The sequence below is a fragment of the Halorussus pelagicus genome, from assembly GCF_004087835.1.
In the GTDB taxonomy this organism is placed as follows: Archaea; Halobacteriota; Halobacteria; order Halobacteriales; family Haladaptataceae; genus Halorussus; species Halorussus pelagicus.
On record NZ_CP035121.1, the window covers coordinates 65,048 to 88,626 of the forward strand.

Sequence of the window (23,579 nt, forward strand, 5' to 3'; positions counted from 1 at the left end):
ATTCGGCGAGTCAATTACTAGACAACAAGCCAACTCACTAAACTTTCCTATGTGCCAAGTGGAGTAGCTCTTAGAGGGGCGCAGATAGATGACTTACTGTCGCGAAGTGTGGGAATGTGCATTAGTTAATTACCGTTAGACTCCTCCCAACAGCCACCGGCACCCATCATCGCAAAGTCCACATTATATCGTTCAACCTGCTCTACACACTCACTGAATAGTCGCCCGACATTCTCATTGCCGTCTTCCGGGTCGAAATCGAGCTTAAGCCCAGGGTGAACTCCATAGATCGTATACTCCCAATCGCCCGGTAGAAAGTCGTCTACGATCTCCTCAAAGACATCCTTTCCACAAACAAAGTGAGAAAGTCCGGATCCGTCTTCTACCTGGTCAATGAGTTTCTGGCTGAACGTGTATCGCAACGAGCGGAGAGTCTGATGGTATATGTCTTTGAAGTAGCTAATTCGAACTCCTGGCGATTTAGATCGCTTACAGTGATACATATTAATCTCTTTTTCCTCTTTTCGGAATTCAATGAAGTCAGCAATCTCATCGCCCATATCATCACAAAAGAGTGCATACTGCTCGTCTCCTCGCTGGTCCTTTAGGAAGTCAACCAACGCGGAAAAAACCGTCTCGGTTGGTCTTTCATCCCATAATTCAGAAATATCCTTGTCTCGCTCTTCATCTGTTTCCCACCACTCTGGCTTTTCAGTCGCATCAACTTCAATATATTCTGGCCAGTTTGGTTGGATCGAGGCTTTCAGGGTGGCCGGGTCAAAATCTGTAAGATCAGTTTCTGCAGACGATTGTGCCCCGCTCATCACAGTCGTATTAGCATCGGTATGGAATATCGGTGGGAATTCCTTGAGGAGCTCATCGCCACACAAGATCGAATATTCTGTTTCCTCCGGCAGTCGGAATCGGTAGTCAATAATGTCACCCGACCACTCATTTGCGGCGACATCGTAGGAGCACTCGATACAAGTGCCAAAGTTCTCGAAGGTCATGCACACATCAACTGTCTGCATCGGAGGATTTTCGGGGTCATCTAATTCAAGATCTATTCGGACAGTATGCCAGCTGTCATCGTCTGGTGTTTGCCGCTCAACTTTCGCCGTAGTTAGTGAGGGAAACGGCATAACAGCAAAGGGAGATGTTTCAAACTCGTCGATAGCTTCCCCGTGATTTCCGATACCAAGATTTCGAATTGTCGGTTCTCCATCTGCAGTAAGTTCGTCTGCTAGCGTCTCACACCAAGTTTCGAATACCGAGAGCCCAGCCTTCGAGTTTGACCAGATTGATGCTCTCGCAGTACTGATTCCTCGGGTTTTGGTGTTCGATGATTCGGAGAATCTACTATCGCCATCTTCTACGTCCGGCTCAAATGAGGCAAAGACGTGACCGTGCGTATACCGCCGTTTGTCTGAGTGGTAGACCGCACCTTGTACATCACCGCCAGTCAGAAGCTTATGTTCCGGCTGGGTACCGGAGGGGACAAGTACGTTGTTCATACCTGCCGCCTTATATTTCGGCGCAGTGAGCGACTGCATCGCCTTCGAGAGTCGCTTCCCGTCTATCTGGGTCAACGCCGTATGATCCCGGAGTAACGCCGTACGAATCGTGCTCGCCCGCCGTGCATCAGAGGTGTACTCGAACAGTAACTCACTATCCGCGGGTGAGCAGTACAGATGCAGGTTATATGTCGGACTCTCTAAAACCGTATTGGTTCCCCACGTTGGAGACTCCTGAGTCGTCGTGATACATCCCCACACGGATTCAGGGGTCGATAAAACGTGCCCAAAATCAGCGTCTGTCTTAGCGACCACATCGTCTGCATCGTCAACAAGCGGCTCAAACACCGTCTCAGCGAGCGAGTAGACGGTGACCGTTTTATACGGTCGAATATTGTCCGGGTTCACTGCCTCTAACGGCGTCGCACCACCAATTTTATCAGTACTATCATTTTTTATGTGCTCGGAGATCAGTTCGTCGGCGACACTTGCCCAGCCGGTATCTTCACGATACAGCTGGCGGACAGCCTCGGACATACCCTTACTCGTGAGTGTAGTATCTGTTGTGAGAATCGTCGCTGGCGCTTCATCGTTAGGTTCACGAGCCAGCCGGCCAATGATTTGGAGCATCATCCGGAACGATTTGGGCGGGACATGAAACACGGCCAGCTGGAGGTTGGGCACGTCAAGCCCCTCGGCGAGTTTCTGGACGACAACCACGCCGTCGATCTCACCATCACGGAGGTCGTCAATTGTGTCCTGATTGTTGTCTGCGTCGGAGTGAACAGCTTGAATTTCTAAGTCCGTCTGTTCGCGATAAGTCTTGGCTAGGCTGTCGGCTTCCTCAATTCCGTCTGTACGAGCTAGGAGTGTTGCCTCCGCGTTTGACTCCTGCAGTGTCGTGAGCTGCTCGGCTGCCTCATCAACGAGATCCCGGTTTTGTTCAGGGAGAGTTCGCAACCCGACTTTATGATAGATGCCAGCTTTGCATGCCTCTTCAATCGGATAGTGATAGATGAGTTCGCTAGGGAGAATATCCTCTTCACGCCGAAACGGTGTGGCAGTAAAAAGTAATTGAGGCACCTCAGTGAAATTATCGAGGATTTGTTTCCAACCCGGTGCTGCTGAGTGGTGTGCCTCGTCGATCATTAAGAGGTCAAAGAAGCCGTCCGGTGGTTGTGCGGTCGGCTCCTCATCCTTAGTCGCGAACTCCTCACTTACGCTGTTCGGTATCGTCACCACAATGTCCGTGTCTTCGTACTCTTCCCAGTTGCTCTTGGAAGTAAATCGACTCTTGTGAATCTCCACTTCCGGAGCATCAATGTCACTAGAAAGTGCATTCGCTTTCTTTAGCCCCTCAAGCCCCTCGAACTTATCGGGAATCTGATTCCGAACTGCTTCAGATGGGGCGACAATGAGAGCTCGGTCAACGGTGAATTCGAAGGCTGCCAGCATCATCAGCGCTGTTTTGCCGCCGCCAGTTGGTAGAGAGATAATTGCAGGCTCATCACGCTGTGTCGTCCGATAGGATTTAATTGCCCAGTAAGCACCTTCTTGGCAGGTTCGAAACTGCGTCGAAGCATCTGACCGATTACCTGGGAATGTAACTTCCTCAGCGTGGTCAGAAAAGAATGAGGTCATTATACTCGGTATTCTTCCTATTTCCCATATGTAATTTGTGAAGACACGGTCTAGTTGACACCGCCTCAACACTCGTACATCCATTGAGCGCATAGTTCGGCCACTCGTAGTTGTAGTGAGGCTAAACCGGCGCAACCAGCGGTAAGCGCTAGCTTGGTGAGCCACGCCAGAATAAAGGAAAGCAATCGGTTCACATCGTTACCGTCTGGGACCATTTTTCGTGACTACTCGCTTCATATCGAAAGAAGGCAATCAGATAGCCCGCTATATCGACAAGAAATCAGCGTCTGAGACATCGAGTTTCTTGGTAAGACGATGGAGAAACGCCGGCGCAGGATCAGTCCCACGACGGCCCTCCACAGAGTTTCAACAGTAGCCTTGACTCCGTATTGTCGTTGCGTACAGTCATTTCTCATCACCATCAACTTTGATCTGTTTCCTCGTCAGCTACGACCCGTCCACGGCGGAGCTGTCGTTCTAGGTTCCCGGAATATCAGAGTCATGGGATACGAGCATCGGGTATTGAGTACGAATCGAATATGGATTGGGAATAAATTAACTAACAGGCCGTCGAATCCTGTTTTGTGGTTAACGGATAATCTGCATCAAGAGAGGTGAGTTTCGACTGGAATATCGGGAAGGTAACGATGGTAGTAAGGAGAGGGAAACCAGTGTTGCCAGTATTGCCAATAATGCCGTTATTTAAGTACCTCTCTCACTCCACCATTGCCAGTAACTAGGAAGAAAACAGAAGCGGTCACAGTTTTAGTCTCGTAACTCTTGTCTTATTCTACTATAGCTAGCTGAGTTTTCGGTAGTACGGTTTTGGTTTTAGTTGTATTGTATTAAGAGTATCGCTGTTTAGAGAGGGGGTCAGAGACCCCCTCTAGTTGTTGCCAAGGTTTACTGGCAATAGTGGAGTGTGTGTGTTTTATAAGTGAATGGGTTATTGGCAGAATTGGTTCGGGTGGTAGGTTAGTGGTGATACTGGACCCCGTGGTTTTATAATTCCTCTCGATCTTGGGTCCACCCATGGGCCGATTTAATCGAGAATCGTTCATCATCCAGGACAAAGACGTCCTCCGAGATGATTACCAACCAGAAACCCTCGAAGAGCGAGACGAAGAACTCGACGAATACGCGGCCGCTCTCCGTCCCGTCATCCAGGGGTGGCAACCAAATAACGTCTTTCTCTATGGCGTTACCGGCGTTGGAAAGACTGCTGCCACTCACGATCTTCTCGAGGAGCTACAGGGATCCGCCGAAGAGTACGACGACGTCGATCTCAACATCATTGAGCTCAACTGTACTGGCTGCACTACGTCCTACCAAGTAGCAGTCAATCTCGTAAACGAAATTCGTTCTCCTTCTCATCCTCTCACGACGGTTTCTTCTGCTCGCGAACCAATGAGTGAAACCGGCTATCAACAAAAACGCATTTTCAACGAACTTTACAACGAGCTTGAGTCAATCGGTGGGACTATTCTCGTGGTGCTTGACGAGATCGATAACATCGGCTCCGATGATGATATCCTATATGAACTCCCGCGAGCACGGTCTCAACTGGATCTCGACGTGAAGATCGGCGTTATCGGCATCTCGAACGATTTCAAGTTCCGAGAAAATCTGTCTCCTAAGGTCAAAGATACACTCTGTGAAGAGGAGATTCTCTTTCCCCCGTATGACGCCAATGAACTCCGGAATATCCTTCGACAACGTGCTGATATCGCACTTCACAATGATGTTCTTGAGTCAGATGTCATCCCGCTCTGTGCAGCGTTCTCGGCACAAGACTCCGGATCCGCTCGGCAGGCACTCCGTCTATTACGGAAAGCTGCTGACGTCGCTGAGAGCGAGGCAATGGAAGGTGGCGAGGCGAAGATTACAGAGGAACACGTCCGGGAAGCTGAGCATCAAATTCAACGCCAGCAGGTTGTCGAGGGGATGCATTCGTTAACTCGCCAAGGTCAATACGTTCTACTGACAGTATGTCAGCTAGCTGCTGAAGGCGAGACTCCTGAACGCACCAAGTTAATCTATCAACGGTATCAGAAGATACTCCAGAACCATGGGAGTGACCCACTAAAACGACGGCGAGTCCATGACCACCTCTCCGATTTGAGCTTGCACGGCATCTTACGGCTCGTTGATTCGACTAGTGGGCGTGGCAACTACAACGAGTACGAGCTAGATGTTTCACTCTCATCTGCGTTGGATGCGCTTGAGAGTGAGTTTGGAGAGCTCACTGAGATTCGTGAAACTGCAAAGAGACATCAAGCTCTAGACTGAGATAGAAACCACCGGAACCAGTGGTGCCAGTACCCTCTCCACTTTTGCCAGTAAAACGTTGACCGGTAGTGCCAGTTTGTCCAGTACCCTCTCCGGTATTGCCAGTAACCTTCGTATTCTAATTAATCCGATTGGTTAACTCAGAACCATCATTGCCAATTTTATCTAACAGTATCCCGCCTTCCGATTTTACCGGCAATAGTGGAGTGTCAGACGAACCTAAGAGAAATTATATCTACTGAACTGCGGTAATCTTCGGGTGAACTACTCATTCGGATTGACCGGTCCTTTGTATTTTGATTTAGTTTTGTCTCCGTCCCGCCACTGCCAGTAGTAGTAGCGATTGTCGTTGATTTCCTTGATCGTAATCGTCGCCTTCGAGGGAACGTCATCTGGGAGATCGTCCAGTCGTTCTTCGATTTCATCTTCTCCCTCTTTCTCGGCAAGACGAGCTTCACGCTCCCGGTATTCAGCAAGTTCCTCTGCGTAGCTGGCGACGTGACGAAGGAGCTCGGGCGAGTAGTCGTTGAGGGTGTCAACGATGACGGTAGGAAGTTCAGCTGGGGGTGTCGGTGGCTCGTAGGACATGGTGGCCCACTCTGTGTTAACCAACATGGGGCGGGAAGAGCATATCTTTGTTGGTTAAACCAGTCTCAGGGATTTTCCGTCAACTCAATGCACCGGCTGTAACATTGCTCGAAACTCCATTATAAACGAGTTTCGTACAATGTTACAGAGCATCGAACTTGAAGTCCTTACTTAGCTGACACGGCGATATGATTACCGAGTCCGTAGCGAAGTTCGACCACAGCGTGAGTTATTTCGGTTAAGACTCAGTCGATCTCGTCACAGCGACACTCGTGACTCTGTCGAGACCGTCCGTTGATGTAAGCGTGAATTTCGCTGGCGAGTGCGTACATTGCTTCAGCACGATCTGCTGAGGCAAGGCCATCCTGATAGTACGTCTTTGCTCGGTGATCACGCCACAAATCGGCAAGATCCTCCGCCATCGCTTCAGAAAAGACGCCTCTTGTCGCCGCCTCTCGGTATACACCAGGATGAGTACCTGGCAAATCATCCGGTTGCATTGTTCCTCGCTCAAGTAATCAGAACTCAACTGACCGTTCGATGGCGACAAAGGAGGCCTCGATAACAAGCGTATAATAATTCGCCTCACGGAGTGCTTCGGCGCCAGCGAGCAACCGACAGGCTTTCCGCAACTGGAGGAGTGCTGCGTCCTCGACATCCAGACCGGATTCAATCTCGGTTGGGCGGCGGTCGAACGCGGCTTGCACCTCGTTGATGAGTTGCTCGATTCGCGTACTACTCATTAGCAATCACCGATTTTCTGATCGATTGAAGCTGGTCGCTTCCGTATACTGTAATCCCTTCAGCGAAAATCTCGCGAAGTTTCGCTCCGGCTCTGCGTGCACTTTCCGCAGATTCGACGTATGGCTCGAACTCAAACCGGTCTCCATCGAAGCGTTGGGTTTGTAGATCAGCAATAATGTCCGTGATGATGCGTCGAGCGGTCGTCCGGTTTCCTTCGACTACGACGAAGAGGTCAATGTCGCTCTGCCGATCAGCGTCTCCACGGGCGACACTTCCGAAGACAACGATGCCGAGAAGTTCGCTGATGTCATCAGCATCGGCGAATGCCTCTTGGGTATGTTCGATGAATGTCCGAATCGGGGTGTGGAACTCTGATTGTTCGGTGGCGAGTATCGGGTCGTCTTTCTGGAGTCGATTCGGGTTAATCGCGACGTAGTTGCGCTGTGGTGTCTCTCGAATCCGGACAGCACCGATACTGTCAAGGAGGTCGACTGCTCGCCAAACAGTCGAGCGGGTGACGTCGGTCGCGTCCACAAGTTCCGGTATTGTGAACTCTGTCTCGTGAGCGTCGGCCAGCAGTCGGAGAATATCGTCTGCGGCCCCGATACGGAAGATACCAGTATCTGTATCTGGATACGCATCGATGCAGACCTTTATATCTCGTTTCGCCATATCAGACACTATCTGATTTTGTGCAACGACATATAAATATGTGGCGGCAACAGTCAGCTGAACTTCAGGTATTAAGCCTCTTCCTCGAAGAGCGAGTAGAAAAGTAGTCCACAGTCGCTACTCCTCAAGCGACCCAATAATCTCCTGAGCGGTCGAACTGATTCGACCGAGGCGTTCTTGGATCACCTCCGAATCATCGCCCTGCCACGCAGCGAGGTAGAACGCCGACCCACTCGTGTTGAGCCCACAGTACCGACCAACGATGTATGCGACGGCTTCTGCTTCGACCTCGCGTTTCGCCCGCTCAGTTTCGTCGGTGATGTCTGAGTGGAGAAGTGCATGGGCGAACTCGTGAATCAGCGTGACAGCGAGATCAGCCTCATTTGAGCGGGCTTTCGCCTCGACGACTGGTTGGAGATCACGTTGATTCCGATATTTGCAGACGCCCGTTGGGTCGCCATGCGCCCACTCGTCAGCATTGACAATACGAACTGTCACGCCGATATCAGCGGCTGTATTCTCGAGTGCGGGCACAAGGTCGTCAGCGTCGCCAGTCGCCTCGGTCTCCAGCTCAGGGAGCGGTTCACCTTCGGTCTGGGATATATCGAAGACCGCCGTTGGCTTGAATCCGACAAGTCCTTTCGACCACTCATCCGGCGATTTTTCGTCGTACCCACAGTTGCTTTGTTCGTGGTAGCTGAGCGAATTCTCGCACTCGGGACACCGCTTCGTGATGATGGGGGCCCAGATCCAGATGGCCTGTTCGCCTTCCTGAACGTGCCGGTCGAACTCATTCCGCCAGGTGTTGTAACCCGCGACCTTTGTCGCCTCTGGATACTGGAACTTGATCAGAAGCGTATTCCGGTGCGAATAATCGTGGAAACGACTCTGGACGTCTAACCACTCCTAGAACTCCTCACTTGCTTGTACATCGTCGACACGGTCGACAAGGTCGTCGATCCACTCTTTGATGGTACTGTGCATCTCGTCGTGTCGGGTGTCGGTCTCCTCGAACGAGACCGACGAATCACTACTCGTAGCCATGGTTTTCAGGACTTGAATTATCGCAACTGCCCAATTCAGAACGCGCCGCACCCCTTCGGGGCGCAAAAAACGGCTCGCTACCACGCTGTTAACCAACACTGGGAAGATATACGGTTCTGTGTTGGTTAATCTTCGAAGAGAAACCGAGTGGCCGCCTCCTCACCCGTGAGCGTCCGTTGATCGTCGGCAGTATCGGCGAACAGAGTGGCTTGGTCGCTCTCGGACGAGCGCGCTACTTCGGGCCGGTCGTCGACGCCGAATTGGTCTGCCTCCGGCTGGTCTAGTCGAGAATCGCGCTCGCGGTGGTCGACCTCAGCGCCGAAGTCTTCGAGGGATGTTTCGACGCTCTTTTCGACTACTTCGAGTCGGCCATCGTCTCCAAACGCAGTCTGGTGCTGAATCTCTATCTCAGGTCGATTACTCATGTTCTTTGAGCCTCCGCCCGTTCGAGGCTCGAAAAAACGCTCTCTGAGAGACGGAAAGTTACGCCTCCTTTGAGCGAATTTCTTCTGCACGTCGCTTGAGCCGTCGGAGGATTTGGATGCGATTCTGGTGGGTGTTCTCGTAGGCGACACAGGTACGGAGCGTGTCCATGTCGTCTATCGTCGCGATGCTCGGGTCGATGAGCCGGATGTTTCGCGGCTCCAGTCGTTGCTCTGGTGAGAGTTCATTCGATTCGTCGTCTGTGACGTTGCTCACTTGTCGTCGCCTCCGCTCCTGTGGGAGGCGACGAAAAAACCACTGAGAGCGATTTTTTGGACTCTACGCCGGAAGACTACATGAGACGTTTTTCGAGGTGCGGATGAAAGAGCGCGCCCGGACTAGCAGTCGCGGTCGGTGTACCGCTGGCGCTCCGGCCGAATCCCGCTAGCGAGGACCTCGCTTTCGGAGTGGTCGCCGACGCTTCTATCGAGGTCGACGAGTGTGAACACGCCGTCGCCGGTCCAGCCACAGTCGGCCGAACAACCTGCGACCGCGTATGCATCTGCACCCTCACCGAGATGGATACCGTCGAGCGTGAGCGCGCTATCGCACGCTGGACAGATAGGCCTGACCGAGGTGTACGTGTGCCCGAGCATCGCCTCGATGTCTTCCGTGGCGTCACCGAGGGTCTCGTTGAGGACGGTGCCAACAGCTGTTTCGAGTGATTCACAGAGGGCCTGCTGTTTGGCTTCGTCGTCTGGAAGGTTGGCATTCGTAACTGCGATGGTTAGTCGTGCGAGCGAAGCGTCGTCGTTGGTGTTTTCGGGGGAAGTCATAGAGTTCGGAATCTGCTGTTGATTGTGCTTCGATACAGAGTGGCGAACGTAGCGAGGTCGTCTCGACGTGCGTAGTGCTATTCGGGAAGATTCCGACGTCCGGTCCGGTAGCACTCCCAACACGGGAAGTCGCTGGAGAGGTCTGCACAGTCGCAGTCCGGTTCGTCTGTCTCTGCTTGCTCTTCGGAGTTCTCCTCGTGGTCGTGCGATTGGTTTGTGGGTTGGACAGTCTCGCCACCGTCGGCGAGGAGTTGGTGGTGGCGAACGGCGTCGAGAATGGGTCGGCGGAGCGCAACAGCAACACGGTGTTTGCACGCACCGCTGTATTTCGCGTCTGCTGGGCACGTACACGCAGTCGGCAGATTGTCCTCGACGTGGACGGTGTATTCGTGATTTTCCGGGTCGGCGTAGCTCCCATTCCGCACACAGATATTGCCATCCCGGAGCTCAAACTCCAAAGCTTCGTACTGGGCGCGTTTCCGGACTCTACTCGTCGTTTCTAGTCTTGCGATCGGTGTCGTCATTGTAGTCGTGAGGCACCGAGAAGTCCAGTGCCCCGTGCCCTTCGGGGGCAGAAAAACTCGTCCCACTTGTCGAAAGCAATTACGTCAGGCTCTTGACTGACCTAAATGAGTTTCGGCGGTAAGATTCTATTTGGGGTAGGGGGATCTTCTCATCTGCGAGCTGACGGGTGGTCCGGTGAACTCTCCGGGTAGATTCTGGCAGGACCGATAGCCAAGTGGTTATAGCTTAGTACCATACTCGGTTCTAATTTCGTCCCTTGTGGGTAAAATACAGGTTAGGTCAGATCGGACAGGGACTACGTGTATGCCCCCTGTGAGAGCGGACCCTCGGGGGTAGGCGGTCTGGGTTCCCGGCCTTCGACGTTAATTGAGTAGCTATTGTTCTCGAGGTTCAGATCGTCCGCCGCTCGGTTGAGGAACTTTTGCTACGTCAGACCAAATCTAGCCTTCGTAACCTGGACCTCGTCTCTTGCGGACAGGTGTACTCGCAGGAGGGCACGGGAGTCCTACTTTTATCATCACTTCGGCGCTTCTCTTATCTGTAGATTTCTACGACTGAGACATCACTATACATAGTCAAAATAAAGGATTAGTCAGGGGGATCCGCCTCACTCCCTGCACTTTTAGCGAGGCCTCCCTTCGGCGAGATTGAGTATCGTCATATTCTGCTGATTCGCTTTTTGTCTCGGCGTGACGGCAACTTTGGCGATGATTTTAGTCTAGAGTGGCAGGTTCTTGGAAGTTGTCAGAGATGTGGTCAGCAAATAAGCACAAAGCCACCAAGTAAAAATAGCATAAATCCAGACAGAATAAAGAATGTCAGGGACCAGTCAATACGGGCTTTCCAGGCGTCCATTGTACTTGATGAAAATCGGTTACCTGCAAGTACCATACCGAGTTGACTATCTTGAGTAGTCAGCCAGGATCCTAAGGCCCAACAGCCAGTACCCATTGTTAGAAATGTTGTTGCAAGATTATACGGGGACATATGAGCCCCTCCGGACTTTAGCATCTCGTACATGGCAAAAGATGACCTAAAAAATAAAAAACTACTTAGAACCATCAATATGGCATACAGAACTGAGATCATATACTGGGCGACACTTTGCGAAAACCAAAAAACGTTGGAAAACAATCTTGAAATGCCAGCTCTGCGGGCTTCTAGGATGGATCCCAATGCCCACATGGCAGTTCCAAATAGAATAAGAGCTGTACTTAACCTATCTGGGAAGACCATCTCAAATAACGGTGAATTTGTCTCGGTAGTTGGCCCATTCCGAACCCTGCGTTGAGAGGGTCCAAGATGCCGACCTTTCTTTTACGTACTGGGGTAACTCAACCTCAAAGTCGTACACGCCTGTTTCAATCTCTTTTCTTTCTATCTGGAGCGTGTCGAGAACAGTCTCATGAGAGGCATAACGGAGTTCAAGTGGAAACAGATCCTCCTGAACGGCTATTGGATTTCCTTGCCAATCACTACAAAAAATCTTGCCGGAGAGATTCTTGATTTCATGCTTAGGATGAAAAGCGTCGTTTTCGACAGAGACCCACGCGTGTTGCGACCGCCCTTGATAAGCAGTAAGGATATCAGATCCGTCTTCATCGTGATAATGTAAGTAGACAAAATCCTCATCGTCAATAGTTAACAGATCATCTTCCTCTTCGTCGTTCCACTTGTCCATAAACTCTTCTTGATCCATAGAGAGGTGTGCCCCGTCAATCTCAAAAATGCACCAATAGCGAGGTTCTGACGCCGGGGCTTTCCCATCCCAGATGTCAATTTTCAGATTATCAAACTCACAGTTGAGACTAAGCCCATTATTTCCTTCACCTCCTCCGTGAGTTTGGGAGCTATGAAACCGGATGTCTGGTACTCCGTCTGGTCTTATGATTTGATTTCCATTAATCTCGACATCAAAATAATGGGTGTTCATCCCATTTGCAATGCCGATTGATTTGAGTTCCCCTTTTTTATGGCAAGTGAGAAAGTTCGTAGGACTCCTTTGGTTAGCATGACTAACATTGCCAAGTGTTATCATGCTAGTGCTGTCAATAGCTTTCTATATAAATGCTCCCGCTACTTTAACGGGGGTGATAGTGAGTCACAAAGAGTAAGTGGTTCCCCCACGAAGACATCGTACAATGGGTCGCCTGTTCACATCGCCGGAAGCAAAGGCGACCAGAGAGTGGTTACGGAATCATTTTGATCCATATCCTCATGGCATCAAGAAAATCTACAAGGAACGACGTAGCGGTGAGATTCATATCCGTCTAGAAGAAACTCTTGATTTAGAATTACTTAAGAACGTCATTAAAGGCCATGGACTGGAGCCGGAAATAACTGAAGACCGCGAAGGAACTCGGGTCCTTAATGTTTATAATATTATCGAAGAGGACGGAGAAGTTATCACCAAGAGTCTCCACTCAGTTTTCCGCGAACAGAAGGATATTGGAATGGGTATTGACCCAGTCCAAGAGGAATCTGTTAAGTCGAGACTTGTATTCGTCTGTGACTATCTAAGAGGGAAGTATCAGTAACCATCTACCAAGTTAATCGCCGTGCTAATTGGCCTCTACATCCCTATTCTAAGGATTTCAACAAAGCGTATTGAGAGAACTGGAACTTGTCTTTCGCCTCGTCCTATTTCGGGATGCCGTCCTTGTTGAGTAGCTGTTCGGGATATGCTCTGTGTGCAAGTCCGATTAGAAGCGGTTCAACCTCGGCGACTGTTGCAGGCACGCCATAAGGGCCGACGTCATCGTCGCTACTCCAGGCACGAATCCAGAGGTACGTCTGTTGGGTTAGTTTGCGTGACTCCGGTTCGAAAAGGGCGTCTTTCCAATGTGCCTTCTTGTCGTCTTCATTAGTGAATGCCATTGAGAGTTCGCCGACGTGCCAATCGTCTCCATCGCCCCATCGGGCAAAGCTTCGAGTTCCATTCCACTCATACGCAATTTCTTCGAGGTTTGAATTGAGTTCTCGTTTCTTTCCGTATGATTCGGTCTTTCCGATGTATCGCGGGATTATATCAGCTGGCGTTGCATCGCTAGCAGGGGCGTCCAGCTGGTACATGACGTACAGGAGCCCATCATGGCCGCTCTCACGAATTCCGTTTTCGTGAACACAGCGCTTCCCTTCCTGCCGAATTCGAGTATCGATCTGTGCCGAACGCTTGAGACGTTCTTTCTCGTTCAATCGAACACGTAACTCCTCATCGGTGTCAAAGAGCGGAATTGGGTCGCCGACTTCGGAATCACGAATATCGTTAAGGAGGTAGTCCTCCACCCAGGATTCCCAGAGCTTCCGTTTTGAGACCCAGCTCCGTTTTGGTGCTTGTTCAGGAGTTAGTTGCTCGGCGTATTCCTCGTTTCTGCTGGTCGCCCACTCTTGTCCTGCTTGCCCGATTTCGTAGAGGATACGGTTCGGGACGAACTCCCGATTAGTGAATACGGAATCGTATCAGTCTTGAGAATGGACAAGGCCGACGAGTTTTGCTTCGAGTTCTTGGCGGTACGTCTCGTACCCATACGGACCGTGTTCAAGTTCGTCAACGTCGAGAATCCAGACATAGAGTGGGCTGGTTGCCTGCTCATAGATTGCGGCCATATGGTCGTATTTCGAGAAACTCCCCCAAGAGCCATTGTCTTCCCACTCTGAGACGGGGAGTGACTGCCGTATCTTGTAGGAGTGTTGTCCGATGCGGGAACTAATGTCGCTGGATTCTCCGATATAGACGGGTGTAATATCGCCAGCATCCTCGACTGGCTCAGCAAGCAGATAGACCATGTAGAGATACTCACCGTCGTTCTTCCCCCATTTGTAACTCCCCAACTCGTCACTTGTCTCAGGCTCACCGTCAACGATATCGAAGAACGGGACCGGGTCAGCTGTCTGCTCGGATTGGATGTCCTCTAATAGCGTTTCGTTGATCCAAGAGTTCCACATCGCAGTCTTTTGCATCGTTTGGCCTGTATAAACAAGGACTACAAAAGAGACGTTATTGATCAGTACACAGCGATAGCTTGCTACCTCTCTTCCTCCGCTGGCTGAATCTGTCGAGCCTCCTCGGCGAGGTCTCGAATGTACGCTCGGAGTTCGTCCATATCTTCTCGGGCGTCGTCGAGCGTTTTCGCTTTCATCTTCGCCTTGATCTGGTCTTCATCCCGCGTCCCCGTTCCCCGCTTGAGTTTTACTGTGAGCGAGACACCGACGTCGCTCCGCTCGACGTACTCTGTCGGCGGTGATTCGTCATTGGTTGATTTCGATTCGTTGGCTGCCCGAGACGGTGAATTGTGTTCTGACATGATGTAGCTGTATTGCTTGGGTTCAGTTGGTCGATGCAACTGCTTCGCCGGACAGTTCGCGAAGGACGTTTTCGATGTCGGTGCCGGTGAGTCGCCAGTACCTTTCAGGATGAGAGCAGTCCAACTGGCTCACGACCCGGTTTTTGAACTCGGTGTAATGGGCTAGTGCGATGTCTTCGTCGCCGGTGTAGTCCAGCAGGAGTGCAAGTGCGAGTTGCGCCGGGCCACTCCCACTGTATCCCCAGTCGAAGCCCGAGGGGCTGTGATTCGTCAGTTCGAGACTCGGCTCTGGTGTCACCTGTTCTTGCCCAGGTTGTTTTTCCACAATAGCACGTCCGCGCCGCCGGTAGCCGACGTAGATGACATCCTGTTTCTGGTTTGGCCGTGTCTGTTCAAGTGATTTCGAGTCGGTTGTTCCACTCATGGTTCGATTCGAGGGACTACTTCGAGTACCCCCGCACCCCTCAGGGGGTGAAAAACTCACCACAGTCACTCCGTCACGTTCCTTGGCTAGCTCGGATGCTCAGTAGTGAACGTCTGCTGGGACGATCCAGAGGTTCTCGCTCTCGTCGAGGACGCGGTCAAGGTGGTCTCGATGCCGAATGCCGCTTGCGTGTTCGTCGTACAGGAAGATGCTGGGGCCGTCGTACGCGCCGACTTGGTGGAACGCATGCCGAGCGAGTCCGTCGTCGCGCATGATCTCCTCGTCGCTGAGTTCCTCAAGCGCATCCCGGACGCGGTCGAGGTTTCGCTCGAACTCGTTCTTCGTCGCCTCCCACCCACGCTCCAGCAGTTCTTGCCCATCGTCGGACTCGACGGGCGTTGCTACTGACAGGTTGCCCCACCGGGCTTTACCTGCGACTGACGTGCCCGACTCGTCGAACGTTACGTAGTAGTCGAATACTGCAGTTGCGTGTGGGCTGGCCCCGACAAGTCGGTCAAACACCGTCTTTCCAGTCGCGAGTGCTTCGTCTCGTGTCGATGCCTCCACTAGCGAGTAAATCACCATATGCATTGGTTCTCACTTCGATCTGCCGTCGCACGCGACTACACGCCGCGCTACTGCTTGGTGCGCCGGCACTCATCGCCGGCGCAAAAACATAGACCGACATCGTCCAACTGGGAAGGAGTAGTGAGTGGAACCGTAGTTAACCAACAAACGCCGAATTTCGTGCTCGTCTGTTGGTTAAGTCTGGTACTCCGTCTACTGGTCTGCTTTAGGTTCTGGCCCGTATCGGGGCGTACTGCAGACTTGGCACTCCCACATCGGCTGACCACTCCACTCGTCGTCAGGGACGGTCTCGAAGTCGAGGAATCGGTGCCTCGTATCGCGTTCGCACTCACGACACTCAAGATGCCTCCTGTTTGGTCGCCTGCGTTGGTGGCTGTCAGTCGTGGTCTCCTCGATAAATTGCTGGAGTGCAATCGCGGGGACTAGCCACACGTCGTCTGCGTCCTCAAGAAGCGTCATAAGACGATTTTCGCCGTGAACGCCACGCCCGCTTTCGTCGTAGAGGAACGTCGTATGTTCGCCGTCGTGACGCGACTGCGTCGTGTCCTGCCACTCCGCCAATTCACGGGCAGTCTCAAGCAGTTGTCTACCCGTGTTAGACGTAATCCGTACTGCTTTGGGAAGCGAAGGCCACTTGCTGGCAAGTTGTGATGCAGGCTCTTCGTCGAACTCGGAGATTAGTTGGCAGTCGTTGACTGCGGAGTCTCTGTCGGCCTTTGCGAGGAGGCCCGCGGCTGCAGTACTCTTCGCAATGGCGCTGTCGAACGTCGATGCTTCCACGACGAAATGAACAACGTGAAGCAGTGTCCACTCGGTATCCGAACTCGACTGTCCCGCGTCAGAGCTATTGAGGTGGTTCACCAGACAGAACCGGCATTTGGTCCGACTCGCAGGGATTGATGCTCCACAGGAGGAACACTCGCTCTTCGTCGCTCCAGTCTCGTTTGGATACCTTGTAGCGACTGCATCTAGTCGCTGTTGGCTAGACTCCTCGTCACTACTGTTGGAGAGTTTGTCGTCGGGGATATACGTCGCTTCGCCGAGCGGACGAAGCTCTTCGTGGTTAGAGTCCCGTTGAGTCATCAAGTAATGTAGCACTGCTTCGGCTTCGTATTTAAATGATAGCTCCTGGCCAACTCCTATTGAGAACCGCGAATTAGGTGAACACGCGCATTTACACAGCGAGTTCGTTCAATGTATCTCGGTGGGTGCGGATGGTCACCGTCGAGACACTCGCGGCCCGTGCGACTTCTGATTGGACCAGCAAGCGCCCTGCGTCACAGCCTGCTTTGTACAAGCACGCGGCGGCGAATCCTGTCGGGTCAACGCCTGCAGTAACGCCTGTTGATTCGGCCTGTTCTGCTAACTGCCGGGCACGATACCGGATTTCATCTGAAATGTCGAGTTCTGCGGCTAACTGGGGAATGAATCCACTCGGCTTCACAGGTTGGGCTGGAAGGCTGAGTTCCGTATTCAGCGTCTGGTACGCAGTCCTCACTCGGACCTGCTCAACGTGCGCTGGCTCAGTAACGTCATCGAGTGGTCGCGAGAGTCCGTTACACCGGCACGCTCCGTGGACGCTCGCTGCGGCCATCGCTTCGATTGAGCGACCCCGAAGGAGGTCTTCGTTCTGGGCGCTCCGGAAGAGTTGGCACGCTTGGTCACGAATCGTCTCGGCGAGGTCGAGCGCGCTACTGATTCGGCGGACCTCCCCAAGGCCGTGTGCGAGATTGCGCTCGGCCTTCGACTGGAATCGTCCACGGGATTGTTCTCGGCGAAGCCGACCGAGTTGCCGGCGCTTTCGCCCGGAGAGCTGATTTCCGTTTGCATCGGTCCCACGCCCGATTTCCGTCGAGAGGCCGCGGTCGTGGCGGGTGGCCGTCAATGGCGCACCCGTACGCTCTCGGTTCTGCTCGTCGTCACTGAACGACCGCCACTCCGGTCCGTGGTCGATACGTTCGTCTTCGAGAACCAGTCCACACTCCTCACAGACGGTCTCTGCGACGTTGGTGGTGACCCGTCCATCGCACTCCGGGCATTGGTTCGTTGTGTCGTTCTGTACGTCTTCGTCGAACGTCGTCTCGTAGATAGCACTACTCGCCATAGATATCACGACTTGTTCGAGGACATCGCTGACTCGACACCCTCGCCCCTCGTGGGGTGTATAAAAATCAGCCTCGGCTCATCCATATCCGAAATAGTAGTCCGATCAGTACCGCATAAGCGTTAAATCACAGCGGCGTAACCAGTCTGAGTGAATGGCCGAGACCGAGGAACGAGCGTGCTGTCGCGGTGCCCGCGTCGCCGACAGCGAAGAACTGACGAAAGACGCTGTTCGGGCCGCCTGCCGTGACGGTATCCAGTCGGCTATCGAGACGCAACTCGACGATGCAGACTCGACACCTATCGTTATCGACGGGCTACCAACCATCGGGAAGACCCATCAAGCGTCGCGTGTCGCGGCTGACCTCGACGAGCAGGTTGCGATACTCACGCACCGATACGAGACGCGCGATGACCATCTCGCCGCCCTCAAGGACCACTTCGAGGGGAACCCGGTCGAGATACCCACCTTCGACCGTACCTGTCCGACGAAACGAGGCGAACACGGCGAGCGATGGAAGGACCGCCTCAGCGAGTACCGCGCTCGGGGCGCGTCGCCGACGTACCTCCACCACTATTTTCGCGACACACTTCCCTGCATGGACGGCAAGGACTGTCCGTACCTCGCCCGACGAGACGCAGTCGAATCTGCAGACGTAGTTATCGGAGGCCCAGCACACGCCGGACTGGAAGAGATCGTCGAAGACCGCGTCGTGATCTTCGACGAGGACCCCCAAGAGACGTACCAGACCGAGTTCGACGCTTCGGACCTCGCCGAGTACGTCTCGGCGTTCCTCGCCAATCGGGACGAACTTCCGATAGACAATTACGAACAACTCCGCCTCGTGGCGGGCAACAAGGATGGATTCGCACCCCAACACGAGACGATTCGTGACTTCTTGACCGACGGCGACAGTCTCGACCAGCAGACGGAAGCGATACGCGACGAGGGTGGTCACGTCGAAGCACCGACGGCCGTCTTCGCACTCCTCGAACTCGACGGCCCGACAATCGGCGAAGCGTCAGGTCACGACTGGGACGATACGCTCCGCTCGGAAGCTCAACTCGATTACGCTGAATTACCGGACGGTGCGAGCGTTGTCTACGACCAGAAAGAATCACGACTCGTCGTTCGGCGCGCACCTGACCTCTCCGGGACGCGAGCCGTCGTCGGTCTCGACGGGACGTCCGTCGAACAACTCTGGCAAGGGCGACTCGGGGCCGACGATATCGAGTTGTGGCGGGTCCTCTGTAACGACTGTCGGAAACAGTATCTTACTGAGGTCGTCGGGTACACGTTCGTCCAGACGACAACAGCGGCGAAACCGTACAGTAGTGGCGAACACGTGAACGAGAACGACGACTACGGACTCATCGAGGGTGTCGCCAACCAGCACGAGACGAAGCCCAGTCTCATCACTTCGCGGGCGGCAGAAGACCAGCTTTTCGAGAACGCTTCAGACGAACCGTTCGTCGACACCGACCGGGTAACAGCACAGATCGAGGACTCGAAACACTACGGGAACCTCCGAAGCAGTAACGACTTCGAGGGAACCGACGTAGGTATCATCCTCGGCTCTCCACATCCGGGGGACCGTGCGATTCAGATTACTGCAGCCTTGGAAGGGTATACCGCGGTCCGTGACGAGCAAACGAAAGGGACAGATCTTGACTACGGCATCCCCGACCAACCGTTCCTCCACCACTACCGAGAGCACAAGGTCGCACAGGCAGTCCTCCGCTTCGGACGAACGTCCCCGGCGACGGTCTACATTCACACGTCTGCCATCCCAGAGTGGTTAGCAGAGATGGTCGCTATCGACCCGTCGGAGGTCGATATCCGACCGCGTCGAGAAGGCGAACGCAGTATTCTCCACTCCCTCCACGATGACGGTCCCGGAACGGCCGGTGACATTGCGTCACGCGACGCGGTGACGGTCGGCGAGAAACACACTCGGGACTGTCTCAAACGGCTCCGTCGAGAAGGCGTCGTCGAGCGCGACGATACCCAACCGTACTGCTGGCAGGGGACCGACCTCGGCGACGTTCCACATACTGCTGCCATCGATCTCCCCGAGAGCCTCGATTCGGCGTCGTCCCAGTGAGAATCGACCTGCGTTCTATCGACACGGAAGATTTATATCCCTATCTCGTGGTCTCGCGCCGAATCCATGGTAAATCGAAAGCAGTTCGCGGCGGCCCGCCTCGCGGCGTTTTCCGAATCCCGTCTACCAACCAAGTAGAACGTTCACCGTCTCCCAATCCCTACTACTTGGCCTTTCCTCCAGTACCTCGGAAACTGAGCTACCACGTATAATTCTCTATACGGATCCCCTCATATTAATCCCCTAATTCCTACCCATACCCATCCTTTCCTTCTTGCACTACCCTGGCAATCCGTTTCTTCTTCACTACTGTCCTATCCCCTCTTTCCAGAATTGTCGGATACCGACCTTTCGCCGCGAGGCGGGCCGCCGCGGGGGCGCGCCTCTACGGTAGTGGAGCGCGCCCGTCGCGAAGTTGCGACGAGCGCGCCACCTTCGACCATGACGACAGAACACCCTGTCCGCAACGCGGACACGACTGAATCGAAGTATCGACCGACTCCGCGGTTCGAGCAACCGCTCAGCGACGACGAGGTCTGGACTATGCTCCAGACTGCGGTCAACAGCGACCGCATCATGCCCATCGTGAAGGGCAACTGGCAGCAGTCGGCCCGAGACTACGACTCGGCCGAAAGGGCTGCTCGCGCCCTCGTCTTCGACCTGAGTTTCTACACGAACTACCGGTTCCGCCAAGTTCGTCGGCTGTTCCGCCAGACCGGAATGCGAGACGTTCTCACTGATGTAGAGATCGACGACATTGTCGAGGCGGCCTACTTCGAGCAGGGTGGCCGGAGTTACCCCACGTTTGAGTAGGTCTGCTCTCTTCAAGTTCGTCTCGACGCAATAAATTGAATAAATGACAGTAGTTTTCTCCGTTCTCTCTAGAGTTTCTTTCTCGGTATGAAACAGAGTACATTTCGCTGTCAAGGTCGTGGCTGCGCGCGCAACGAAGTGAGCACGGAGCGGAGGGTGGGGCGGCGGGGCTTGGGTCTGGTCTGGCACGTAGCAAAAAAGAGAGCTGTGACGACCGGCTACTCCCACCACCGACCGCGCTCAGGGAAATGCACGGTGCTCCAACCGGTCAGGGCCACGGAGACGCGCCCGTTGTACCAGTTCTTCGCCGCACCGCGAATGCACACTCGCTCGCCTTCTTCCATCTGGGGTTGGTTACTCGCAACCCACGACGTCACTTTCGTTTGCCCACTCTCGTCCTCAATCAATCTAACCTGCTGAATCGCTGGTGAATCCGCATCCCACAGTTGGGTCACACGCCCGGAGATGCTCACCTCCTTGCGATTGACCCCCTCGAGCTTCCCAATGGGAATCACCTGTCCCGGCGCAGTCTGCAACTCTTCGTGAACGCCAACGACTGCACTCATTAGGCTCGCCCCTTCGACCACGCGCTCGGCCAGTCGCCGACTGATCGCCGCTCTCGTCCACCCGTCCAGCTTCTCGCTTAATCGCTTCGCCTGCTCGTTCACGCTCGCTAGCTCGTCTTGGGATAGCTCCTCGCGTGGGTCTGGACGCTCCGGGTCTGCCATTGGATCTACGCTCGCCGCCCGTTTTTGGAACCCTCGCCGCCGCTCTTTACTCCGCTCTGCCGCGATGTCTCGCGCCCGCTTCGCCCGGCCATCCTGCCGACTGACTTCGGCCCGGACGCTGATGCGCTCTAGTTCTGCTTCCCGCGCCCGAATGCGCTCCTCCTGTTCGAGGGTCGCACCCTGAATTCGTTCTTTGTTCGTTTCCTTGATTCCGTCCGGGTGGTTTGCATCCACCTTCGCTTGGGTCTCCTGCTCAACCGTCGCTCTAAGTTTGGGCGTCTCCTCGACCACCTCGAAGCCATCTGCATCGACTTCCGCTTCGTCCGCCTGTTTGAGTGCCTGTTCATCGACCGAAACGACCTTGCCGCTTGCGTTGTTACTAGACATTGGTCTTACCTAGACCTGAAGGCGCTCACGCGCCCGACACCGCGATGTTCCAGCATCGCGGATTTCCTCGACAACCATAACCAACAGACTCATCTGCGCTCTCGCTCGCGCCTTCGCGCGCCCCCTAGGGGCGCGAGCGAGAGCGCAATCTAGGAAAGTGAGTTATCCAGCACCGCGCGCCGACCCGGCCGCCGCGAGCGTCCAGCGGAGTATGCGTCGCGGGGTGAGCACCCACGGCGCGCAATCCCCGGCGGATACCCGCTGGCGTCGAGACCAGATTCATTTTAGCCCGGCAGTCCGCCCGCTACTGCAGGCAGACCGCCCGGACTGGTCGGTCGCGAGCGGCGCGGCGGCCGGAAAGCGGCGAGCGGGGCGGGCCGTTACGAACCATCTGTTTGATCAGGTGTGGCGCTCGGTGAGTTAGCCGTCGGCTTGGTGGACTTCGAACGGGTGAGACCGTCTCGGTCACCGAGAGACTATGTCTTCCGAGTAGCAGCCTTAACCAACAATGTGATGTATAAACCGGGTCTGTTGGTTAACGTACTCGGTAAAGGCGACGTAGAAATCACCACGAGGGTCCTCGCATCGCGACTAGCACGCGGTGTTAACAGGATTTACTCCGCGGCCGTCGACTCGACGACCGCCCAAGCCATCGATGGAACGGTACTCGTAGTATCGAACCTCCACAGCGGCTGTGAGGCAGATCTCCGAGTCGTCCTTGGGTTGCAGGAGAGATCGACTTCGGAACAGTCACGCCCCACTTACATCGGGGAGAAGAAGATGCTCTGCGGGTGTAGTTTGACCGTGACTTAGTGATTTTAGAGAGTGAGGCTCTCAAGTACAGCTATCAGCGGTGTTGCGGGATATTGACTGTCTCCATGGAGACGGTCACGGCTCTCCAGCAATCTATCTGAACGAGTGGACCAGCTGCACTCACAGCGGGCTGAAGGGTTCTCGGTTCGCTATCCACGGAGGTGGCAATCATTTCATCATACAGCCAAATTTGGAATGCAGATATATGCCCTGTACTAATGAATTTGGTTCTTCGTCCGAAAACGTGGTCTTTCAGGGCCCTACCCCTCTGTTGAAAGACCGAAACAGAATAGTAATACGAAAATCTACATCAGAAATACTAAGTGGTGTGCGGTCACACAACTTCTTGTGGCGGTGGACATGCGCGAAGGCGGAACGCGGCTTGAGATCCTCGCTGCAGTCGCGTCACTCGAACGCGACCGGGATGCGCCGCCCCGCCAGAAGGACATCACAGAACAGGTCAGCGTGACACGCGGTACTGTCTCAAAGACGTGCGGTGCGCTCGTCGACGAAGGACAGTTGCTACTCGACGATGGAGAATACCGCGTTAACGAGGAGATGCTCCTGCTCATCTACAAGGAACATCTCGAGAACTACCTCATCCGAGACTCCGCGAACAACGGGTTTGCGGAGCTCGTCGAGGCACGGAACGAGATCCGGATCGAACTGAAAGGCGAACTCCGGCAACTCGTCACCGACGGTGACGACGGCCGACGCCGCCTGATGATCGACATTCTACGTGAGGTGCTGGTGTACGCGTTGTCTTTCCGCGAGATTCAGACGCTCCGCGATTACCTGTTCGCGGTCGACCACCTCATCCGGACGTTCGCCACTCACATCACCACCAGCCAGAACTTCGACGGTTCGGACGTCGCCCACTCTGATGGGATTCGGCTGGTACTCCTCATCGCCGTCACGCTTGACCGCGGGTACGCGATGCTGGCCCGTCTTCGCGCAACCCACGAGGAACTGGAGGACCACCTCCCCGGGGCACCGCCCGAAGAGCAGATGATCGACTACCTGACGAACCAGTAACAC

At 54.0% G+C, this 23,579-nt stretch carries 21 protein-coding genes and 2 pseudogenes; 5 read left to right on the top strand and 18 right to left on the bottom strand.

What is annotated here, in order from left to right; genetic code table 11:
• Positions 1–125: 125 nt before the first annotated feature.
• Positions 126–3,155 (bottom strand): DEAD/DEAH box helicase, encoded by a 3,030-nt coding sequence (locus EP007_RS16795; protein WP_166035704.1) that lies wholly within the window; start codon positions 3,153–3,155, stop codon positions 126–128.
• Positions 3,156–4,187: 1,032 nt separating this feature from the next.
• On the opposite strand from EP007_RS16795, the gene EP007_RS16805 reads away from it, so the two are divergent.
• The gene (locus EP007_RS16805; RefSeq protein ID WP_128478927.1) at positions 4,188–5,444 is read left to right on the top strand and encodes an orc1/cdc6 family replication initiation protein; all 1,257 of its coding nucleotides are present in this window, start codon (positions 4,188–4,190) and stop codon (positions 5,442–5,444) included.
• A gap of 264 nt (positions 5,445–5,708) precedes the next feature.
• Here EP007_RS16805 and EP007_RS16810 read toward each other — a convergent pair whose 3' ends face one another.
• The 9 genes and pseudogenes from EP007_RS16810 to EP007_RS16850 all read right to left on the bottom strand — a co-directional run bounded on the left by EP007_RS16810 (position 5,709) and on the right by EP007_RS16850 (position 12,314).
• Positions 5,709–6,032: a hypothetical protein gene (locus tag EP007_RS16810; protein ID WP_128478958.1), complete on the bottom strand. Its 324-nt coding sequence runs from the start codon at positions 6,030–6,032 to the stop codon at positions 5,709–5,711.
• Positions 6,033–6,277: 245 nt separating this feature from the next.
• Positions 6,278–6,775, bottom strand: a pseudogene (locus EP007_RS16815) (hypothetical protein).
• Positions 6,768–7,448, bottom strand: a complete 681-nt coding sequence (locus tag EP007_RS16820; RefSeq protein WP_128478928.1) for a nucleotidyltransferase domain-containing protein — start codon at positions 7,446–7,448, stop codon at positions 6,768–6,770. The pseudogene EP007_RS16815 and the gene EP007_RS16820 overlap by 8 nt, the downstream one beginning before the upstream one ends.
• A gap of 117 nt (positions 7,449–7,565) precedes the next feature.
• Positions 7,566–8,492: pseudogene (locus EP007_RS16825) on the bottom strand (ImmA/IrrE family metallo-endopeptidase).
• A 125-nt stretch (positions 8,493–8,617) separates the two neighbouring features.
• A complete protein-coding gene (locus EP007_RS16830; protein WP_128478929.1) occupies positions 8,618–8,917 on the bottom strand; it encodes a hypothetical protein in 300 nt (99 codons plus the stop codon).
• A 58-nt stretch (positions 8,918–8,975) separates the two neighbouring features.
• Positions 8,976–9,191 (bottom strand): hypothetical protein, encoded by a 216-nt coding sequence (locus EP007_RS16835; protein ID WP_128478930.1) that lies wholly within the window; start codon positions 9,189–9,191, stop codon positions 8,976–8,978.
• 122 nt (positions 9,192–9,313) lie between these two features.
• Entirely contained in the window at positions 9,314–9,751 is a 438-nt protein-coding gene (locus EP007_RS16840; RefSeq protein ID WP_128478931.1) for a hypothetical protein, read from the bottom strand.
• Between the two features lie 77 nt (positions 9,752–9,828).
• Entirely contained in the window at positions 9,829–10,275 is a 447-nt protein-coding gene (locus EP007_RS16845) for an SWIM zinc finger family protein (RefSeq protein ID WP_128478932.1), read from the bottom strand.
• Between the two features lie 1,238 nt (positions 10,276–11,513).
• Positions 11,514–12,314: a hypothetical protein gene (locus EP007_RS16850; protein WP_128478933.1), complete on the bottom strand. Its 801-nt coding sequence runs from the start codon at positions 12,312–12,314 to the stop codon at positions 11,514–11,516.
• 103 nt (positions 12,315–12,417) lie between these two features.
• On the opposite strand from EP007_RS16850, the gene EP007_RS16855 reads away from it, so the two are divergent.
• On the top strand, positions 12,418–12,813 hold the full coding sequence (locus EP007_RS16855; RefSeq protein ID WP_128478934.1) for a hypothetical protein: 396 nt from the start codon (positions 12,418–12,420) through the stop codon (positions 12,811–12,813).
• Positions 12,814–12,916: 103 nt separating this feature from the next.
• On the opposite strand, the gene EP007_RS18045 is transcribed toward EP007_RS16855, so the two are convergent.
• From EP007_RS18045 to EP007_RS16885, 7 genes are all read right to left on the bottom strand, one after another.
• Positions 12,917–13,561 carry a hypothetical protein gene (locus tag EP007_RS18045; protein ID WP_243700505.1) on the bottom strand — a complete coding sequence of 215 codons (645 nt, stop codon included), beginning with the start codon at positions 13,559–13,561 and terminating at the stop codon, positions 12,917–12,919.
• 174 nt (positions 13,562–13,735) lie between these two features.
• Positions 13,736–14,236, bottom strand: a complete 501-nt coding sequence (locus tag EP007_RS18050) for a GIY-YIG nuclease family protein (protein ID WP_243700506.1) — start codon at positions 14,234–14,236, stop codon at positions 13,736–13,738.
• 65 nt (positions 14,237–14,301) lie between these two features.
• Positions 14,302–14,580, bottom strand: coding sequence for a DUF7389 domain-containing protein (locus EP007_RS16865; RefSeq protein WP_128478935.1), 279 nt, complete (start codon positions 14,578–14,580; stop codon positions 14,302–14,304).
• Between the two features lie 22 nt (positions 14,581–14,602).
• Positions 14,603–15,004, bottom strand: coding sequence for a DUF6166 domain-containing protein (locus tag EP007_RS16870; RefSeq protein WP_128478936.1), 402 nt, complete (start codon positions 15,002–15,004; stop codon positions 14,603–14,605).
• Between the two features lie 99 nt (positions 15,005–15,103).
• Positions 15,104–15,595, bottom strand: coding sequence for a hypothetical protein (locus tag EP007_RS16875; RefSeq protein WP_128478937.1), 492 nt, complete (start codon positions 15,593–15,595; stop codon positions 15,104–15,106).
• A 189-nt stretch (positions 15,596–15,784) separates the two neighbouring features.
• Complete coding sequence (locus EP007_RS16880; RefSeq protein ID WP_128478938.1) at positions 15,785–16,675, bottom strand: biosurfactant protein 1; 891 nt, start codon at positions 16,673–16,675, stop codon at positions 15,785–15,787.
• 91 nt (positions 16,676–16,766) lie between these two features.
• Complete coding sequence (locus EP007_RS16885) at positions 16,767–17,696, bottom strand: transcription initiation factor IIB (RefSeq protein ID WP_128478939.1); 930 nt, start codon at positions 17,694–17,696, stop codon at positions 16,767–16,769.
• A gap of 154 nt (positions 17,697–17,850) precedes the next feature.
• Here EP007_RS16885 and EP007_RS16890 point away from each other — a divergent pair, with 154 nt between their 5' ends.
• Entirely contained in the window at positions 17,851–19,800 is a 1,950-nt protein-coding gene (locus tag EP007_RS16890) for a hypothetical protein (protein WP_128478940.1), read from the top strand.
• A 441-nt stretch (positions 19,801–20,241) separates the two neighbouring features.
• Positions 20,242–20,613 carry a hypothetical protein gene (locus tag EP007_RS16895; RefSeq protein ID WP_128478941.1) on the top strand — a complete coding sequence of 124 codons (372 nt, stop codon included), beginning with the start codon at positions 20,242–20,244 and terminating at the stop codon, positions 20,611–20,613.
• Positions 20,614–20,831: 218 nt separating this feature from the next.
• On the opposite strand, the gene EP007_RS16900 is transcribed toward EP007_RS16895, so the two are convergent.
• The gene (locus EP007_RS16900; protein ID WP_128478942.1) at positions 20,832–21,728 is read right to left on the bottom strand and encodes a replication factor A; all 897 of its coding nucleotides are present in this window, start codon (positions 21,726–21,728) and stop codon (positions 20,832–20,834) included.
• A gap of 1,161 nt (positions 21,729–22,889) precedes the next feature.
• On the opposite strand from EP007_RS16900, the gene EP007_RS16905 reads away from it, so the two are divergent.
• Positions 22,890–23,576 carry a hypothetical protein gene (locus tag EP007_RS16905; protein ID WP_243700507.1) on the top strand — a complete coding sequence of 229 codons (687 nt, stop codon included), beginning with the start codon at positions 22,890–22,892 and terminating at the stop codon, positions 23,574–23,576.
• Positions 23,577–23,579 lie beyond the last annotated feature (3 nt).